This is a genomic window from Nostoc mirabile CHAB5784, from assembly GCF_020829645.1.
Taxonomy (GTDB): domain Bacteria; phylum Cyanobacteriota; class Cyanobacteriia; order Cyanobacteriales; family Nostocaceae; genus Nostoc; species Nostoc mirabile.
In genome coordinates, this window is sequence record NZ_JAIVFS010000087.1 from 1 (window position 1) to 18,197 (window position 18,197).

Annotated in this window: 18 protein-coding genes; 2 read left to right on the forward strand and 16 right to left on the reverse strand. The window is 46.6% G+C overall.

All coding sequences use genetic code 11. The features are described from left to right. Positions 1-120 precede the first annotated feature (120 nt). From LC653_RS46495 to LC653_RS34025, 3 genes are all read right to left on the reverse strand, one after another. Positions 121-246 (reverse strand): hypothetical protein, encoded by a 126-nt coding sequence (locus tag LC653_RS46495; protein WP_267923313.1) that lies wholly within the window; start codon positions 244-246, stop codon positions 121-123. A gap of 109 nt (positions 247-355) precedes the next feature. Then, a complete protein-coding gene (locus tag LC653_RS34020; protein ID WP_229499186.1) occupies positions 356-3,535 on the reverse strand; it encodes an efflux RND transporter permease subunit in 3,180 nt (1,059 codons plus the stop codon). Between the two features lie 234 nt (positions 3,536-3,769). After that, positions 3,770-5,116, reverse strand: a complete 1,347-nt coding sequence (locus LC653_RS34025) for an efflux RND transporter periplasmic adaptor subunit (protein WP_229499187.1) — start codon at positions 5,114-5,116, stop codon at positions 3,770-3,772. 534 nt (positions 5,117-5,650) lie between these two features. Here LC653_RS34025 and LC653_RS34030 point away from each other — a divergent pair. Beyond that, positions 5,651-5,794: a hypothetical protein gene (locus LC653_RS34030; protein ID WP_229499188.1), complete on the forward strand. Its 144-nt coding sequence runs from the start codon at positions 5,651-5,653 to the stop codon at positions 5,792-5,794. Here LC653_RS34030 and LC653_RS34035 read toward each other — a convergent pair. The 5 genes from LC653_RS34035 to LC653_RS34055 all read right to left on the reverse strand — a co-directional run bounded on the left by LC653_RS34035 (position 5,789) and on the right by LC653_RS34055 (position 8,405). Beyond that, positions 5,789-6,205, reverse strand: a complete 417-nt coding sequence (locus LC653_RS34035; RefSeq protein ID WP_229499189.1) for an alcohol dehydrogenase catalytic domain-containing protein — start codon at positions 6,203-6,205, stop codon at positions 5,789-5,791. The two genes, LC653_RS34030 and LC653_RS34035, sit on opposite strands and share 6 nt — an antisense overlap. A 91-nt stretch (positions 6,206-6,296) precedes the next feature. Further along, positions 6,297-7,094, reverse strand: coding sequence for a nuclear transport factor 2 family protein (locus LC653_RS34040; protein WP_229499190.1), 798 nt, complete (start codon positions 7,092-7,094; stop codon positions 6,297-6,299). 124 nt (positions 7,095-7,218) lie between these two features. Continuing rightward, positions 7,219-7,611, reverse strand: coding sequence for a hypothetical protein (locus LC653_RS34045; protein WP_229499191.1), 393 nt, complete (start codon positions 7,609-7,611; stop codon positions 7,219-7,221). A gap of 153 nt (positions 7,612-7,764) precedes the next feature. After that, positions 7,765-7,974, reverse strand: a complete 210-nt coding sequence (locus LC653_RS34050; protein WP_229499192.1) for a hypothetical protein — start codon at positions 7,972-7,974, stop codon at positions 7,765-7,767. 86 nt (positions 7,975-8,060) lie between these two features. After that, positions 8,061-8,405 carry a hypothetical protein gene (locus tag LC653_RS34055; protein WP_229499193.1) on the reverse strand — a complete coding sequence of 115 codons (345 nt, stop codon included), beginning with the start codon at positions 8,403-8,405 and terminating at the stop codon, positions 8,061-8,063. Between the two features lie 240 nt (positions 8,406-8,645). Between LC653_RS34055 and LC653_RS34060 the strand changes: the two genes are divergently transcribed. Continuing rightward, the gene (locus tag LC653_RS34060) at positions 8,646-9,269 is read left to right on the forward strand and encodes a TetR/AcrR family transcriptional regulator (protein ID WP_229499194.1); all 624 of its coding nucleotides are present in this window, start codon (positions 8,646-8,648) and stop codon (positions 9,267-9,269) included. A gap of 262 nt (positions 9,270-9,531) precedes the next feature. Here the strand turns inward: LC653_RS34060 and LC653_RS34065 are convergent, their stop codons facing one another. The 8 genes from LC653_RS34065 to LC653_RS34100 form a co-directional block, all read right to left on the reverse strand. Next, positions 9,532-10,461: an NADP-dependent oxidoreductase gene (locus LC653_RS34065; RefSeq protein WP_229499195.1), complete on the reverse strand. Its 930-nt coding sequence runs from the start codon at positions 10,459-10,461 to the stop codon at positions 9,532-9,534. Positions 10,462-10,636: 175 nt separating this feature from the next. After that, the gene (locus tag LC653_RS34070) at positions 10,637-11,395 is read right to left on the reverse strand and encodes an SDR family oxidoreductase (RefSeq protein WP_229499196.1); all 759 of its coding nucleotides are present in this window, start codon (positions 11,393-11,395) and stop codon (positions 10,637-10,639) included. A 65-nt stretch (positions 11,396-11,460) separates the two neighbouring features. After that, positions 11,461-12,270 carry an SDR family oxidoreductase gene (locus LC653_RS34075; protein ID WP_229499197.1) on the reverse strand — a complete coding sequence of 270 codons (810 nt, stop codon included), beginning with the start codon at positions 12,268-12,270 and terminating at the stop codon, positions 11,461-11,463. 85 nt (positions 12,271-12,355) lie between these two features. Continuing rightward, positions 12,356-12,688, reverse strand: a complete 333-nt coding sequence (locus tag LC653_RS34080; protein ID WP_229499198.1) for an NmrA family NAD(P)-binding protein — start codon at positions 12,686-12,688, stop codon at positions 12,356-12,358. 346 nt (positions 12,689-13,034) lie between these two features. Next, positions 13,035-13,655, reverse strand: a complete 621-nt coding sequence (locus tag LC653_RS34085; protein ID WP_229499199.1) for a nucleotidyltransferase family protein — start codon at positions 13,653-13,655, stop codon at positions 13,035-13,037. A gap of 23 nt (positions 13,656-13,678) precedes the next feature. Continuing rightward, a complete protein-coding gene (locus LC653_RS34090; RefSeq protein ID WP_229499201.1) occupies positions 13,679-14,854 on the reverse strand; it encodes an XdhC family protein in 1,176 nt (391 codons plus the stop codon). A gap of 67 nt (positions 14,855-14,921) precedes the next feature. Then, positions 14,922-15,908 carry a GTP 3',8-cyclase MoaA gene (moaA, locus tag LC653_RS34095; RefSeq protein WP_229499203.1) on the reverse strand — a complete coding sequence of 329 codons (987 nt, stop codon included), beginning with the start codon at positions 15,906-15,908 and terminating at the stop codon, positions 14,922-14,924. Between the two features lie 107 nt (positions 15,909-16,015). Continuing rightward, positions 16,016-18,172, reverse strand: coding sequence for a xanthine dehydrogenase family protein molybdopterin-binding subunit (locus LC653_RS34100; protein ID WP_229499204.1), 2,157 nt, complete (start codon positions 18,170-18,172; stop codon positions 16,016-16,018). Between the last annotated feature and the right edge of the window lie 25 nt (positions 18,173-18,197).

The window sequence follows — 18,197 nt, forward strand, 5'->3', positions numbered from 1 at the left end:
ATTTGATTACTTCTCAATATTTCCGACATAGCAGCGCCTGTATTGTTCACAGTCTTCAAGGAATTTCAAAAATCTCAGCAAATCAGAGCATTTTTCTCTCACCAGAGACATAAAAGAGCGTTATTTAGGATACTTCAAAAGTTTAGTTGGCGTTTGAGCTAATTGCAGTTGTTCTATTTGGAGTTGCTCAACTAGCCTCTCAATTTCTGATTGGATGACTTCAACCCCACGCTTTTGCACTTTCACTTGATCTAGCTTGGAATACAGCGAAAAGTCGAGCCAGTGCGAACAATCGCGCTTGCGTCGGAATCTTCTGGCGTCTGAGTGGCGGCTTTACAAGCGTGCCATTTATTTTTTATGTATTAACGTCAACCAGTTTGTCCGGATCTTTTTGGACTGATGATCGCGGTTGTTTACGTCCAGAGAGATCATGCAGCAAGCCCATAAGTGCGGGAACAACAGTGGGAGTCAATATCGTAGAAAATGCCAAACCGCCGGTCAGAACAATGCCTAATCCTTGATATAACTCTGAACCTTGACCTGGTAAAACTGCTAGCGGTAACATCCCCAGCACACTAACTCCCGCAGACATGAAAATAGCACGCAAGCGATCGCTTGTCGCATTATATAACGATGCATCATAATCTTCACCTGCTTCTTGAAGTTGCAAGGCGCGATCAACCAGTAGAATCGAGTTGTTGACGACTACACCTGTTAGAATCACAAATCCTAACGCCGTAATCATATCCAGTGCTACATTCATTCCCGGAATCCGGTTAGCAACCACCAGACTCAATAGTGCGCCACTCATACCCATTGGCACTGTTGCCATAATCACCACTGGGTAGAGGAATGAGCGATATAACGCTACGAGTAACAAGTAAGTAATCAAAATCGAAATTGTAAATGCAGTAGCTAATTGAGCAACGGTTGTTGCTAACTGATCTGCTGAACCCGACAGTTCCAACCGAGAGCCTGTTGGTAAATTGGCACGCAAAGGAGCCAAAATTTCTTCTTCGGTACGTTTCACTAGTGTACTCAGAGGGGCAGTGGGTGCAAGGGAAACAGTGAGGCTAATTGATCGCTCCAAATCGACATGGTTAATAGTATCGGCTCCAGTTGTTTCACTGACTTCGGCAATATCACCCAGTTGTACTTGTCGTCCCCGCGCATACAGTGACAATTGGCGCAATTGTTCTGGCGTTTCGACAGCAGTATTTTGCAGTTCCACTGAGACATCTAGTTCTTCTTTACCATCAATGTAATCGGAGGCAACCCGACCGCCTAATGCTGCTTCTACCATTGAACCAACTTCAGCTTCCGAAAGACCCACTTCAGAGATGCGTTCCCGGTTGGGAATAACTTGTAATTCGCCAGCTCCCATCACAAAGTTAGAGCGCACATTCTGCACTCTAGGAATACCCCGCAATTTGCCCGTGATTTGCTGCTCCAAATCGCTGATTTGATTCAAATCTGCGCCTATAATATCTACTTCAAATTCCTTACCTGGATCGCGGAAGATGGAAACTCGCGTTGGTACTATAAAGCGGTATCCGGCAAAGTTGCTGCTTTGGGCACGCAAGCGATCCACCATCTCAGCTAGTCCGGTAGTGGTGGCAAATTCTGACTTGAGGATTGTCGCAATGCCACGCAGTGCCCCTGGACGATCAACGTACATGATGCGCTCAACTTCTGGTTGCGATCGCAAATATTTCTGAATCTGTTCAGATTGTCGAATCGCTTCTGGTATACTAGTTCCCGGCAATGGTTCCGCTCGCAACACGACCTGGTTACGATTTCCTTCAGGTAAATAATCCGCAGGTGGTAGTAGAAAAATACTGGTAACAAGTAAAGCAACGGGAATCGACAGTACCATTAACCTGCGCCCAACACGCTTGCGTCCGAGCGACCAGCTGACGGTAAATGCCAAAAAGTTTTCGAGTTTGCTTTGGAAATGACGGAATACTGCCGAGGTTTTTGCCACTAATCGCTCAAACCAATTACCGCCCCGGTATTCACCGCCCTCCATCATTTGCATCGCTTCTGATTGCTTGAGGAACAGTCCAGATAGCATTGGTACCAGGGTCAATGCGGCAAACAGCGAGAACACAGCAGAAGCAGAAAAAGCGATCGCCATATCAGCGTAGAGTTGTCCTGCTTCACCCGTCACCATAATCAGCGGCACAAACACAACTACGTTAGATAAGGTAGAACCGAGCATCGCGCCCCAGACTTCTTGTGTGCCATCAATTGCCGCCCGGATCGGGTTTTTGCCCTGCTGCATGTGGGTAAAGACATTCTCAATCACGACAATTGAGTTATCCACGACCATACCCACAGAAAACGCTAATCCTGCCAAACTGATAATGTTCAATGTCCTTCCGAGTGCAGACATGACAATGAACACAGCAATTGTACCAATAGGAATGGTGATAGCGACTACAGCAACCGTTCGCATCGAACCCAAGAATAGCAATAAAACGATGATTGCTAGTAATGCTCCACTAATCAAGTTCTCCTGCACGAACGCTATAGATTGATTGATGTACTCGCTCTCATCATAGTTGTAGACAAAACGAATCCCCTGGTTTTCCCTGTCGAACTCAGTTTGGAGTGCAGTAATCTCCGCTCGGATGCCTTTGGCAACCTCTGGCACATTCGCCCCAATTTCACGAATCACACCGATTGCTACCCCAGGTTTACCGTTGAAGACTAATGCGCTATCTTGCGGTTTGCGTCCCATTTGTACTTGTGCCACATCCCGCAAGTAAACTGTACCCGATTGGTCACGTCGCAGTACAAAGCCTTCAATTTGCGATAGATCTTGCGATCGGCTGACTGTGCGGACTCGATATTCTCGGCGTCCTAAAATTAATGGCCCACCCCGGATGTCGCGGTTGTTTTCTTGAAGTACCCGCACCACATCACCAATGGTCAGGTTGCGATCAGACAATGCTTGCGGATTGACCTTTACCTCCACTTCCCGCTCTTGTCCACCCACTAAGAGAAATTGTCCAGCTCCCTCGATTCGCCGTAAGCGCGGAATCACTACCTCGTCCGCTAAATCTCGATAGCGGTCTGCATTTGGCTGAAATCCTTCTTTAGTATCAAACGGAATCCACATCATTGGGGAACTGTTGCCACCTACCAGTTCTACACTCGACTCTTGTGCTTCTGGGGGCAAGCTTTCCACCTGCTGCAAGCGGTTCAATACATCCACCATCCGCTCTCTGACGTTAGCATCCTGAGCAAATTCCAGCGTGATACTGCTGCGTCCCGTCCGAGAGGTACTGCTGATTTCCTGGACGCCCAGCACTTCTTCCATTTGTTCTTCGATTGGACGTGTAATCAGGTCTTCCACCTCCGTAGGCCCTGCTCCAGGATAAGGAGTGGTAATGGTAATTTCCGGGCGATCGCCCCCCGGTTGCAATTCCAAGGGCAACCTCAGTAGCGAGAACACCCCAAATATGCCTACCAAGCAAAATAAGACAAAGGTGCCATGTCGCCAACGAACAGCAGTTTCAATAAAGTTCATAATTAAAATTGTGAGTTAGGACTTAAAAGTGTCTTTGGCAAAATGTTAGGAAAGGGTTAAAGGAAAAAGGAAAAAGGAAGATTTCTGCCTTTGACCCTTCCCCTTGACCCATCTTCTGCAAAGAAGTCTATTACCTCGTTCCCAGTCTCAAACTGACACTCAACACTCATTACTCTTGTACAGACGCGATTGCTCGCGTCTCTCAAATACAGACGCGATTAATCGCGTCTCTACTCAAGTGCCACTAACTGTCTTCACAGGCGCACCATCTTGCAACCCATCACCGCCCCGCAGCACAATTGGTTGACCGCCGCGTAAGGTGGGATGGTAAATTGCGACATTTTTACCCATGTCAGCAACCATTTCTACTTGAATTTGTCTAGCTTTTCCGTCAGCAACCGTAAAGACAAGCCACTGATTTTGGCGTCTTGTTACTGCATCGCGTGATATGACAAAGCTAGACCGATTCGAGGGCATGTTCAGGCTACCTGCGATCGCCATTCCCGGTAACAAACCTGGTGGCGGGTTGTTGATTTGGACGCGGACGCGCTGGCGGCGAGAAGCAGTATCGGCTGAGGGAACCACAGTGGTGATGGTGGCTCGTTGTCTCCATTGCGGTAAGGCACGAGTTGTGAGATCAATTGTCATGCCAGGAGTAACTTGACTGCTCAATTCTTCGGGTAACTCCAGGAAAATATCGAAGCGATCGCCTGCTACTAAAGTCACAATTTGACCAGAACTTTGCACCAAATCACCATTACTAATATGCCGAGTCTGCACCACACCCGCTTCAGATGCCACAACGCGAGTACGTTGCTGTGCTAGTTCTGCTTGAGCTAGGGTGGCTCTAGCTGCTTCTACGTTTGCCCGTTGAGCGGCGATTTCTTCTCGAATTGGCCCAGCTTTGGCTTCAGCCAACTGGGCTTCGGCTTCTAAGCGTTCTCCCCGGATATTATCCAATTGTGTTTGAGCTTCCACGAGTAATCTTTGGGACAGAGCGCCTTGTTTAACAAGATCATTGGTACGCCTCAGGTTATCCTGTGCTTCCAATTCTCGCGCCTTGGCAGATGTGACTGTTCCTTGACGTTGAGCAATAATTTCTGGACGAGTACCTACTTCCAAACGTGCCAAATTACTACGTTGCTGAGCTAATTGTGCTCGTGCTTGGGTAATTGCTAATTGCTGATCGGAGTCGTTGAGGATGGCGATCATCATTCCTGCCTTGACGCGATCGCCCGATTGCACCAAGATTTTCTCAACAATCCCATTAGTTTGAGCGCGGAGTATTGACTGCTGACTGGCTTCCACCTGTCCTAAAAGCTGTACACTTTTGGTAGCACTTCCAGTTGCCAGGGCGATCGTTTCAATCGCTTTTGGAGTTGGTGCTCTCTGCTGTTGGGCAGAGGAAGGTGGTGTGTCACCAGGAGCCAGTATTCGCCAAAGGATAATGCCACCAGTTGCCAGAAATAGGATCAGCAAACTCCAGAACCAGGGTTTGCGAGAACGAGTAGGCGCTTCAGAGGGCGCAGAACTGTCTGACTGGGTTTCAACGGTTGAGGCTTGATCTCTACAAGTATCCATAATGGTTGATGGTAGCTACTAAGAAGTTGAGGGTTAATTGTTAACGGTTGACAGTGGACAATAAACCGTTAACTGTCAAACATCAACGGTCAATTTTTTAACTAAATTTAAAACTAGGTAACCGTCGGTTTTTGAGTTGCAAAACTACTCGCCTCATCACTCAAGTTATCGGTGTAAATGCTTCAGGCGTTCGGGCTGTCGCATAAACTCCGTCAGGATCGCCCAGGCGGGAAGACCAACACGTTTTTTAGCAAGGTTCAAGACAGTACTTTTGCCCAGTCCTCGGTTCGATCCAGTTACTAGTGCAATTTTTGGGCTGTGATTAGTCATTACCCGATCCTTTGAGTGTTTTGGGTTGATGTATGCATCTTATGAATAAGAGCAAGAGTTTTAAATACACAAACCTCGCTATTTTTTGCCTAATCCTCCAAATTAAGGTTCTGCAACTGGATAAAGATGCTCTACAATAGCTGTCAGAAGATGATTAAATTAGTCGAGCAACTCATGTTATGATTTTTTAATTAAGTATAATCAATGACACTGTTACACTTGACAATCTTAGGAGATTCGCACTCCTTAGAATTAAGCTTTCGTCAGCCGTTGTTTAAAACCCCTACAGAAGAGTTTGCTCTTGGTTTAACTATTTCGCAACAAGAAAGTAAAACTTCGTTGTTATGAGTTGACTTTCCTCTTTCTCCAGGTGCGGATGACGAAGGTAAAACCTGCATCTCTGCGTTGCGATTTTTTCAAGAATGGACAACCCGCAACCCAACAGAAGTATTTGCTTTGCGATCGCAATTTAATATCGGTATCGATGCATTCAATGCCACAACCAATAATAAACCACCCGATATCTTCAACGCCAACGCCTACCTCTTCGACGGTTCCGGCGATGTCGCCGCCAAGAATGAGCGGAAGTTTGAAGCCGAACCGTTCGCCCGCGCCATCGCGGATTTTCCAGTCCGCCGGATTGACCGCTGCGGCGTGAACTTTCACCAAAACCTCGTCTTCTTTCGCTTCTGGACGTTCGACATCGATGTAATCCAAAACGCTCTCATTGCCGTATTCGTTAATCACTACTGCTTTCATTTTTCTCCTATGTTCAAGTGGATATTCTAACAAGAGTGATTTCTCTTCGCTCAGTGGAAGCCGCTCTAGCTCAGCGACATGGCGACCAGCACTAGTTCCTCGGTGAAACTCTTGTCAACAAGTCGGTGAACTCTTGCATGTCCAGAAAGGCGATCGCCTTGATCGCTTTGCCATTCTGCATTTGCAAATACCAGGTATAGGTGTTCCGGTAAGGTTTGCCGTCCCTGGCGGTCGCCTCCCCGTCCCACAGGACGATGACTATATCGCCATCCGCCCAGATACCGCGCATGGTTGGTACGATTGGAGTCGATAGTCGGGCGCTGGTTGGGTTAATGACCCGATCAAGTAACTCCTGCCGACTGCGATAGGTACCCGCCATTGCACCAGTCCCAGTAATCGTCCACGTTGCTTCTGGAGCGAGTAGGTTGAAGAAGTTGCCAGTCCTATTTCGCCAGTCGTTGAAATACTGTTGGACAATTTCCTTGTTGCGCTCTTCGAGTGTCTGAGTATCTTGTACGTCTGCTGGATTGGGCTGCATTACCTGGGCAACGTCTGCGATAGCGAAGCGCTGCTGCTTACAGCAGTTCACTAGAGACCGATCGAGGGAAAGCTGCGTTAAGCAGCGATCGCTACAGGTGGCTGCATCATTATTTGGCTGAAACACAGTCACATCTGATTGAGAATCTGCCTTAGCTGTGGGAGTTTTCGTCATTGTCAGAACAGCCAGCAGCCCCATCAACCCCGCGCTCATTAAATGCACGCCTGATTGCGCGATCGCTTCAACATATGCTGCACCGATCTTTTTGGCTACGGTGAACATATCAGCAACGTGATAAGCAGGCGGGTTTATTGCATAAACGGCGATCGCGCCGTCCAACGCTTTGGTCATCGCGTCCGCGTCAGCAACTCCAGTCAATTGAGTATAAATGCTCAACGATCGCCCGTAGTACGCTATCTCAGAAGTTATCTAAAGCTGGTTTGGCTGCAAGGATGGTGAGAGTTTTCATTAACTCTTAATAAGATAAATTAGTATTGAATAATTGCAGCTGCGACTCAACAGCACTGAGATAATTTTTATCATTCAATACTTGCACTGGTAACTTCTTAGCATTGATAGCAGCTTTAACCACATCTACTGCACTCAAATTTCCTCTTTGGTATTCAAAAACCAAAGCACTGCCACTAGGAATACCCTGCGTTTTAAGTTCACCTTGATAAGCTAAAAAAGCTGTATCGAAGGGTTTAAGGTAACTAGCAATATTCCCAGAAAGATTTTGTAAAGTATTAGAGTTGATAGCTATAGGTTTATCGCTGTTGTTAGTAGCTGTTTGAGCATTAGCGAGTCCAGGCACAAGAGCAATAGAAGCGACAACTAATGCAGAATTGATTAACTTGCTGAGTTTCATAGGTTTATTCTTACTTTAAAATGAAGTGCTATTCTCTGTTTTCTAGTCATAGTCTCTAGCACTGAGACCACTTGAGCAGTTAATTTATTGCTCATCTATCAAAGTGAATTAATTGAGTCCCAAAAAGCTAAATTGAGACCATGTAATAATTCATTAAAAGTTGCCAAGACCCATCATTTGATAAGCAATAACAGCAGTATCAAAGGGTTTAAGGTAACTAGCATCAATCGAATGGTTATATATTGTGTTAGGATTGATGGCTATACTATTGTTCTTAGTAACTACTTTTGTCTTAGCAGTTGCAGGTATTAAAGCAACAGCAGCAATCATGTGTGCAGAATTAATCTTCGTTGTGAGTTTCATGGGTCTTACTGTGTAGATGAATTAAAAATTTGGGCAATAGATGGGTGCGAATAGATACAAGTTATTTATATCTAATTCGACTATTACTAACAGGATGTCCAATTTACATCATTATTTGTGTAATCATTCTTCTTCAAATTATTCACCTGGGACTCCAAAACATTCATGTAAGCTTTGTCATTAATAACTTCTGGTGCAGTCCGGTTCTCTTCAATTGCTGCTTTGACGATATCAACAGCATCAACACGACCTGCTGTAACAGCATCAGCTAGCCCATGATTATTCGGTATACCTTGGTCTTGAAAATATCCATTCTTTGCCAAGTTAATCAAATCAGCTGGCGTAGCCTTGGGAGCAGAAGCAACAGCAGCGGGAGCAATGGCTATGGACATCATCAAAACTGAAATACTGCCAACAATTACACGTTTCATAATTCAGATTCCTTGTTTAGCGCTAAGTGTAAATACGGTGAGGATTGAAACTCTTTAGTTACCACTTGGGCTTGTGTTTCTTCTCATAGTTCTAATATAAACGCTACGGAGCGTATTTTGAATATCTGAGCGATTGAACTTCTTGCTGCATCTTCTATAAAATCATCAACTATTATCTATACGTTACGTAGTGTATATTATGGAAAGCAAGCGTAAAGATGATGAGCTAACAGAAGTTCGATGTCAACTAAGACTGTACAAACCCCAAAAGCTCCACGTGGACGCCAGCGGAATCAAGCTGTCCACCAAGCTGTTCTCAAAGCGGCTTATGAACTGTTGCTAGAAAAAGACTTTGCTGCTGTCACTATTGAAGGTGTGGCGGCACGTGCAGGGACTGCCAAAACCACGATTTATCGCTGGTGGCCAACTAAAGGGGCATTGTTAGTTGATGCTTTTTTAGAAGCGACACAACCTAAAATTGAGTTTCCCAATACTGGCTCTCCAATTGAAATGTTTAAGCAGCAAATCACGCTGATGGTGCAAGCTTATGCTGGTGAGACAGGACATAGTGTGGCCTCACTCATTGCCGCCGGGCAAATGGACAAAAACACAGCCGAAGCTTTCCGAACTCAGTTTCTGGTGATTCGTCGAGAATTAGGGAAACAGGTGCTTCAAAAGGCAATTGAGCAGGGGCTGTTTATTGCAGATCTTGACCCTGACGTGGCGCTTGATTTACTGTATGGGCCGATTTACTTTCGGCTGCTGATGGGGTATAAACTGGATACACAGTTTGCAGAGCAACTAGTTGAGCATGCGTTTTTAGGATTACTTAGCGAGCAAGCACGCCAACAGCGTCAAATCTAGCTCAATGATTTGATATCAACTCTCAGCGTGCCAGATTAACTAACTACTTAGCTTACCAAAATACGACAATAACCCTGTTCTGTCACTCTCCGAAAACATCTGCCATTGCTAAATTCTAGAGCTTTTACATAGCAAGCGATGTCTACGACGGGCTACGCCTACGCATGATTATTTTCTAATCAAAAATACAAGACCTATTTTTTTCTAATAAGATAGCTTGTATTAATTGCCTGGTTTGCAGTGCGTCCTGCGTCAGTCCTGATTATGCTCCGACCTGTAAAACAATTTTGCCGCGTGTGCGCCCGCTTTGGGAAAGTTGATGTGCCTTTTTTACTTCCGTGAGCGGCAGAACCGTTTCGATGTGTACTTTCAATTTGCCTTCCTCAATCAGACGGTTAATTTCGGCTAATTGCTGCGCGCTCGGCTGACAGTAGACCCAAGCGGCTTGTATGCCCAATTCGCGTGCTTTTTCTTCGGATGGAGGTTCCGGTGCCGAGACTAGGAAGCCACCCTTTTTCAGCGTTTGGAAGGCTCGCGCCGATGTATCGCCGCCGATCGTATCGAACACGACATCTACGCCTTTGACGACTTCTTCAAACGGTTGCTGCGTGTAATCGACGAATTCATCTGCGCCCAAATCGCGGACGAACTGTTCGTTTTTGCCCGAAGCCGTGCCGATAACGATCGCGCCTTTGGCTTTGGCAAGCTGAACCGCCATCGAGCCGACTCCGCCCGACGCGCCAGTGATCAAGATTCTTTGCCCACTGCTTAGATTCGCCAAATCGAATATCGCTTGCCACGCAGTCAACGCGGCGATTGGAATCGCCGCCGCCGCTTCAAAAGTGATGCTTTCCGGTTTGGGCGCGATCGCGTCCGTTTTTGCAACCGCGTATTCGGCGTAACCACCGGAGAGGCTGGAAACGGTTATCCCATAAACCGCATCGCCCTTCTTGAAAATTTCAACTCCATCCCCCACCGCTTCAATGGTTCCGGCGATGTCGCCGCCAAGAATGAGCGGAAGTTTGAACCCGAACCTTTCGCCCATCCCATCGCGGATTTTCCAGTCCGCCGGATTGACCGCCGCGACGTGAACTTTCACCAAAATCTCGTCCGCTTTCGGCTCTGGACGTTCGACATCGACATAATTCAAAACGTCCTCATTGCCGTATGCATTAATTACGATTGCTTTCATTTTTTCCTCTGTTCTATTCAATCGGGATGACAAAATTACTCGATTATTCATCAAGACCTACCACACACAGTCAAGCTATGCGCCGCTTAACGATCTACATTTAGATCGACTGAGCGCCAGAAACATGAATTCCCTGAGCATTCACCTATCGGCTCTACTGATGCGATCAACTTGATTAGTTTGCTGTGTATCCGCCATCTATCACAAAAGGTTGTCCAGTAATATAGCTAGCAGCATCAGAACATAGAAAAACCACCACTTGAGCGATTTCTTCTACCTGACCCATGCGACCCATGGGAGACATAGCCGCGACATCATCAGTCGTGATACTCATCTCGTCAACGAAGCGATCTATCATATTATCAGTAGCAATCGATCCGGGGTTGACAGCATTAATCCGAATCCCCTGCTTGGCATAGTCAAGGGCAGCAGCTCGCGTTAGCCCCATCACCGCATGTTTGCTGGCAGTATAGGGAGATAACCCTAAAATCCCAAATAAACCACCTACTGATGAATTATTGACAATCACACCGGAGCCTTGGGTCAGCATCTGTTGAATTTCATATTTCATGCTCAAGAACAACCCCCGCACATTGATTGCCATCAGTTTGTCAAACTCCTCCACAGATTGTTCGTGCAGGGGGTTGATCGAACCCTGAATCCCAGCGTTGTTAAACGCACAATCAAGTTTGCCGTAGGTGGCAATCGTTTTCTGCACCAAGGCTTGAACATCGGCTTCACTCGATACATCTGATTGCACAAACAAGCACTCTGCTCCGGTATCGCGAATCAGAGCGGCAGTTTCTTCGCCTTCCGAGTCGCGTCTGCCTGAGAACACAACTTTTGCACCAGTAGCACCGAATGCAATTGCAGTTGCTCTGCCAATTCCCGATGTGCCTCCCGTAACTAAGGCGACTTTGTTCTCAAGGATCATGATTACCTCTGGTTCTAAAACGATTGGTCAGCAAAGTGAAGCAGGGCTGTTTAAGCGAGTTTGAATTAAATCGACTGACCGCCGGAGACCTCGATTCGCTGGGCGTTCACCCATTGATTGTCTTCGGATAGTAGAGAAGCGATACCTTTCCTGCGGAACGCTACGCGAACGGTAAGCTTCGCTAACGCACCACCAATATCATCGGGAAGACCAACGCAACCCAGGGCAGTTTGTGATGCAACATATTTATTCATTTCTGGATTATCGCGTACTGCACCGCCACGAAAATCGGTTTCAATCGCCCCAGGAGCCACCACATTTACCGCAATCTGTCTCGATCCCAGCTCCTTCGCCATGTAGAGAGTTAGGGTCTTGATCGCGCCTTTCATACTTGCATAAGCGGCATAGCCAGGGAAGATAATTCGTGTCAAACCAGTAGAAACATTTACAATTCGTCCGCCATCATTTATCAGCGGGAGCAGTTTCTGGGTGAGTAAGAAAACACCTTTGAGATGAATATTCATCAAGTGGTTAAACTCTTCCTCTGTTGTTTCAGCAATGGAGGCATTTATGCCAATCCCTGCATTATTAACCAGGAAATCAAAACGATCGGTCTGCCATTTGTCTTGGAGTAACTGTTTAACTTGTTGTACAAAACTATCGAAGGTTTTGGTATTTCCAGTATCTAGTTGCAATGCTACGGCTTTTGCCCCGATCGATTCGATTTGGACCACGACTTTTGTAGCTTCCTCAGCATTGCTATGGTAGGTCACAATAACATCGACCCCTTTTTTAACAAGGTTCAAGGCAGTACTTTTGCCCAGTCCTCGGCTCGATCCAGTTACTAGTGCAATTTCTGGGCTGTGATTAGTCATTACCCGATCTTTTGAGTGTTTTGGGTTGATGTATTCATCTTATGAATAAGAGCAAGAGTTTTAAATACACAAACCTCGCTATTTATTACCTAATCCTCCAAATTAAAGTTCTGCAACAAAGCCAAGATGCTCTGGTTACACTATATGCTGCCCCTTGACCAGAGCTTAGTTGAACGCTGAACACACCGTAGGCACCTGCCATTCCAGCCTGGAGCGACTGGGTATATACTAGATCGCCGCGAACTACCTCAATCCCTTGGGCTGCGATCGCCTTGACCTTATGGGTATTCGGATCGCAAACCAGCGTTTTGACCTGCCAACCATTTGCTCGCAAGGCACTTGCCACAGAGCCGCCCTGCTGGACTGTCGCACCGAAAACTAAGACGGTTTTGTCTTGGGATTTCACGTAAGTCTGCATCAGTTTACCCTTGTCAGTTCATCAAACTTGCACACAGAAAGCACTTTATCGATTTATTCAAGAAATAAAACTTTTGGTTGACAGTTTCTGATTGGTGCCAAAACTGCTGCAAGAAGTCACTCACAATTTCTCCAGATTGATTGGTTTTTATCACTTTTTAATGTTAAGCAATATTTCACCAACAGTGTCTACGCTATATCTACCCCTAATCGCATGATCCAGTTGGGCAAGCCGAACAGTTACATAGTAAAAAACTAACTTCTGCTCTAATGCCATTTGGTGTGTCTTTTTTTCTTTCATGCAACAAAGCCCTCGCAATGACGTATCACAAGCAATTTGCCAGACATCATATAAGTCCTGTATTGCCTAAAAATCGTTCATAGTCTAGTGGAGTGTCGATGTCGATTGCACCGTCAGGAAATGAAACAGGAACGACTTCATCAATCAATTGATGAATCAGTCGTTTGGCACCTACATCACCCTGTAAAAGCATCAAATCTGGAAATAGCGTCAGATCAAATAGAGCGGGAACACCGAAAGTTCCAGCATATTCAGAGGTGATGATCCGCTTACCTGTTAACCAATACTGTTCAACTAATTGCTGGATCAACTGCACCGAGATCAATGGCTGATCGCAAAGGGTGATGATCGCTGCCTCAAGCATATGACATTGGGTTTGTAATGCCTCCAGCCCTGCGTGAATCGAAGAACTGATTCCTGTTGCCCAATCGTGATTTTCTATAATAGTCACGGGTAAATCACTCAACTCTGACCGCAGTTGTTTTGCCTGTGCGCCCAACACGACAACAACGGGTTGGCATCCGGAAGCGGTCGCCATTTTCGCGGTATGGCGTAGAAAACTCTGTCCTCGATATTGCAGCAGTTGCTTGGGTTTGCCCAAACGAGTTGATGCGCCTGCTGCAAGAATCAGCACCCCGATCATTGCTACAGCTTCAGTCTGTTTCATTTTGGTTTGTTCACTTACCTGGTTCATCCGTTCATCAAAACTCCATCAATACAAACATTGGATACCGTGTTAGATTCACTATCCTGATGAATGGGTGCTTTTCGGTCTTTTAGAGACTGACCTGATCGACCCGTTAATACCATTTGAATTTCAGTAATGATCGCCAGCGCAATTACTTCTGGTGAATCTGCACCAATATCCAGACCCACAGGAGCGTAGAGACGTTGTAGTTGTGCGTCTGTTGGCACGAATCCTTCAGATTTGAGGTCTTGCAGTAATCGCTGGGTGCGGTTTTTAGGGCCAAGAATACCAATGTAGCGTACAGGAGATGGTAATAAGGTTCGCAGCAGCGCCAAATCGCTCTCATACTTATGAGTCATAATTACAGCAACTGTACGTGAATTCAGATTCAGGTGGTTCCCAATTGCTTGGGGTTCGCTGAAAATAATTTGGTCAGAATCAGGAAAACGCTCAAAAGTGATATAGCCAGGTCTGTTATCAACAACTGTGAGGTGCCAACCTTGGTGTTTACCAAGATTAACAACGGGAATGGCATCATGACCTGCACCAAAAACTACTAAGGGAACAACAGGATGAATGACTTCTAGGAATACTTCAGCGATACCACCGGGAAGAATATAAGACTTTAAGCGTGATTTTCCTTGGTTGAGTATTTGTTGCACATCTACCAAAATTTGTTGCACAAGTGACTCATCTTCAATATCACTAATAAAATTACCATCTGGCTTCAAGAACAATCGAGATGCTATTTTGGCGCTTCCAGTCACTTTAAATACAGTAGCCATTACCCCCGACTGTTGCCCATGCAGACATTGTGCAATAAAGTCTAGTTGACCTTTGGCGAATTGGTTAGAAAGCGGCTCAATCAGTACCTCAACTACACCATTACAACCAAGACCAAATCCCCAAACAATATCATCGCTGGCAGTAGTATCATAATTGACAACAATTGGTACTCCGTCAGCGAACATTAAAGCTTGGGCTTTTTCAAACACATCACTTTCTAAGCAACCACCGCTCACACAACCAATCATTTGCCCTTCTTCAGTCAGCAGCATCCGCGCACCAGGGCGACGATATACAGAGCCACTGGTTTTGACAACAGTGGCTAGGGCTGTGAGTTGACCTTGATTTTGAGTTTGCTCAAAAGCTGCGAGTATGTTTTGAAGTTCTTTCATGGATAGTGTAAGTCAAGAAAAGACAGGAATTCTTTAATGCGTGAATTTTGAATTGCTGTATGTGTTACTAGCCGCCAATTTTGGACATTGTTCGCTTGTAAGTACTTGTAGTGCTGGTTTCTCTTTGCTTAAAGTTAATTGTGGGTTTAAGTGTCAACAACTCCTGCACCTGTGCTTGCAACTGAGTAGGAGAAACACCAGAGCGCAAAGCCGTTTTCAGATTAATTTGTCCAGTTTCGTTCAATAAACAGGGACGTAACCAGCCGTCAGCAGAAAGCCGTATCCGATTACAACGATCGCAAAAACACTCTGACATCTGGCTGATAAATCCCACTGTACCTAAAGCTTTAGGAATTTGAAAGATATCTGCGGGGCCATCACCATGTACTCGTGATTCTGTCAAACCCCAATGAGAGCGGATACGTTGGCGTAAATCTGCTGAAGATATCCAACCGCGATCGCTAAATAATTGAAAATTACCAATCGGCATAAACTCTATAAATCGGATATGCCATCGTCTATCAATGGTCAGAGCTGCAAGATCCAAAACTTCGTGGTCGTTAACTCCAGGAATTACCACTACATTTAGTTTTAATGGGTCAAAACCTACTTTGTAAGCAGCTTGAATTCCATTCCAGACTTCTTGCCAACGAGAACGACCACGATTGCCAATAATTTGGTCAAAGGTATTTGGATCAAGAGAGTCTAAGCTAATGTTAATGCGGCGTAACCCAGCATCGAAGAGACTTGACGCTATGGGTGCAAGTAAAAAGCCGTTTGTCGTCATTGAGAGGTCTTTGGTTTGGGGAAGAGTTGCGATCGCTGTGACAAGTTCCACTATATTTGGACGTAGCAGTGGTTCACCTCCTGTTAACCGAAATTTGGTAAACCCTAACGGAATAAAGACCTTTTTGAGCAGCGTGAATAACTCTTCATCTGTGAGATAATCTTGCCGTAAAATATAGTCCAGTTCTGCTCCCTCTGGCATGCAGTACTTACAGCGAAAGTTACAACGGTCAATTAAACTAATCCGAAGATAATCTACAGAATTCATGATTGCTTTTAAATTAGTAACGCATTCCCACTGGATAAATCCAGTGGGCTTTTAGCAGTCTTGAGAAATAGCGGTTTATACCGAACTGAAATTTTGCTCAGTTTCGATTAAAGCAATTTATCGGGCGTAATCGGTAAATTTCTAATGCGCTTGCCGGTGGCGTTGAAGATCGCATTCGCCACTGCGCCTGCCACACCACAGATCGCGATTTCACCGAGTCCTTTAACGCCCATTGCATTGACGATCTTGTCTTCTTCTGTCACAAAAACAGTTTCGATCTCGCCGATGTCGAGATTGACTGGCACATGATAATCGGCAAACGAACGGGTGATGAAATTGCCGTAGCGCGGTTCGACAACAGATTCTTCCGTCAGAGCCATCCCAATGCCCCAGATGACACCGCCGATGATCTGCGATCGCGCCGCTTTTGGATTCAGGACGCGCCCCCCACCCGTAACGGCAACGAAGCGCGGAATTTTGACCATCCCGGTCGCTTCGTTAACCCAGACTTCAGCGAAATTTGCGTTAAAACTATGCGAAGAATACTTCTGTGCCTCAGGTGACGGTTTCGCATCTGCCCGCGTTTGATATTCGGTCAATTTGGCAGCTTCCATCAGTTGCGCCAGTGTTGGCGGAGTCGCCCACTGCTGGTTTGATTTCGCCTGAAGTTCTTGACGCAGTTGTCTGCACACGGCGTAAACGGCGTTGGTGAAGCTGGCTGCGCCGACCGAGCCGACTGAACCAGCGGCGGGCGGCAAACTCGAATCGCCGATTTTGACGGTGACTTTTTCTAACGGCAAATCGAGCAGTTCGCCCGCAGTTTGCGCGATGATCGTGTAGGTTCCTGTGCCTAAATCTGACGCAGCGAGTTCGACGCTGGCACGCACATCCGCAGCTTTGCGTGTGAGTTTGACCACAGCAGACGAGTCCCGCGTTCGAGCTGGGTAGGTGGCGCTGCTGACCCCGTAGCCAATCAGATAGTTGCCTTGCCGAACGGTGCGCGGCTCCGGTCTGCGCCGATTCCAGCCAAACACTTCTGCGCCTCTAGTAAGGCACTGTACAACCGAACGCGACGACCAGGGTTTGCCGTTTGATGGGTCTCGCGCTGGCTCGTTGCGGAGACGAAATTCGATCGGGTCGAGGCGCAACTGATAGGCGAGTTCATCCATCGCCGATTCGAGCGCGAAGCTGCCTGTGGATTGACCCGGGCCGCGGGTGAAAGTCGGCAGGATAATGTTCATTGGCACGACGCGGTATGTCACTAGCGAATTCGGCGCGTCATACATAATTTTTGCGCCCTCGCCGCAATCTTCGAGAAATTCGGCAGTTGTGGCGGTGTGCGTCGTTGTGTCGTGTCCGATCACGATCAGTTTACCGTCTTGGGTCGCAGCTAGACGCAGTCGCTGGCGATTTCTCTGCCGGAGTCCGACTGAGTTGAACATCTGCTGGCGCGAAAGAGCAAGTTTAACCGGACGATTCACGGCTTGAGCCGCGATCGCCGCTATCACCAGATTGCTCCACTGAGCGCCCTTCGCGCCGAAACCGCCACCGATATGGGGCGTAACAATGCGGACGTTTTCCGGCGGCAAACCCAGCGTTCCTGCCGCCGCTCTCTGCACGCCGTTCACAACCTGCGATTCGTTGTAAAGCGTCAGTTTGTCGGGGGCTTCCCACACGGCAATCGTCGCGTGTGGAGCCATTGGGTGATGATGCTCGATCGGCGTTTCGTAAACCGCTTCAACTTTAAATTTGGCGGATTGAAAAGCTGTATTGAGATCGCCGCGCGCCTCGTCCTGAAATTCTTTCCCTGTGGGAACTATCGCTTCATTGATATGTTTTTCAAACTCAATTTTCGCTGCCGACTTTTGGTAAGAAACTTTCACTAAACGCGCCGCAGCCCGCGCCTGCTCAAAGGTTTCAGCAACAACGACGCCGATGTGCTGCCCATAGAACTCAATTTTATTATCTTGCAGCAACGCCCCGCCACGGATGCTGCTATCCGGGTTCACATTGGGCGCGTTTGCTTTCAAATTCAGCTTAGGCGCGTTTTTGTGAGTGATCACCGCCAAAACTCCCGCTGATTGTTCTGCCGCGCTTTGGTCAATATCCGAAATTGTCCCAGCGGCAATCTCGCTTTTGAAAATCACCGCATATGCCAAGTTTGGAATTTTGTGATCAGTCGCGTAATTTGCCGCCCCGGTCACTTTCAAAATTCCATCAATCCGGCTCGTCGCTTCGCCGATCAACTTTTGCTTGCTTTCCATATCTTATTTGCTTTAGTTTTTATCT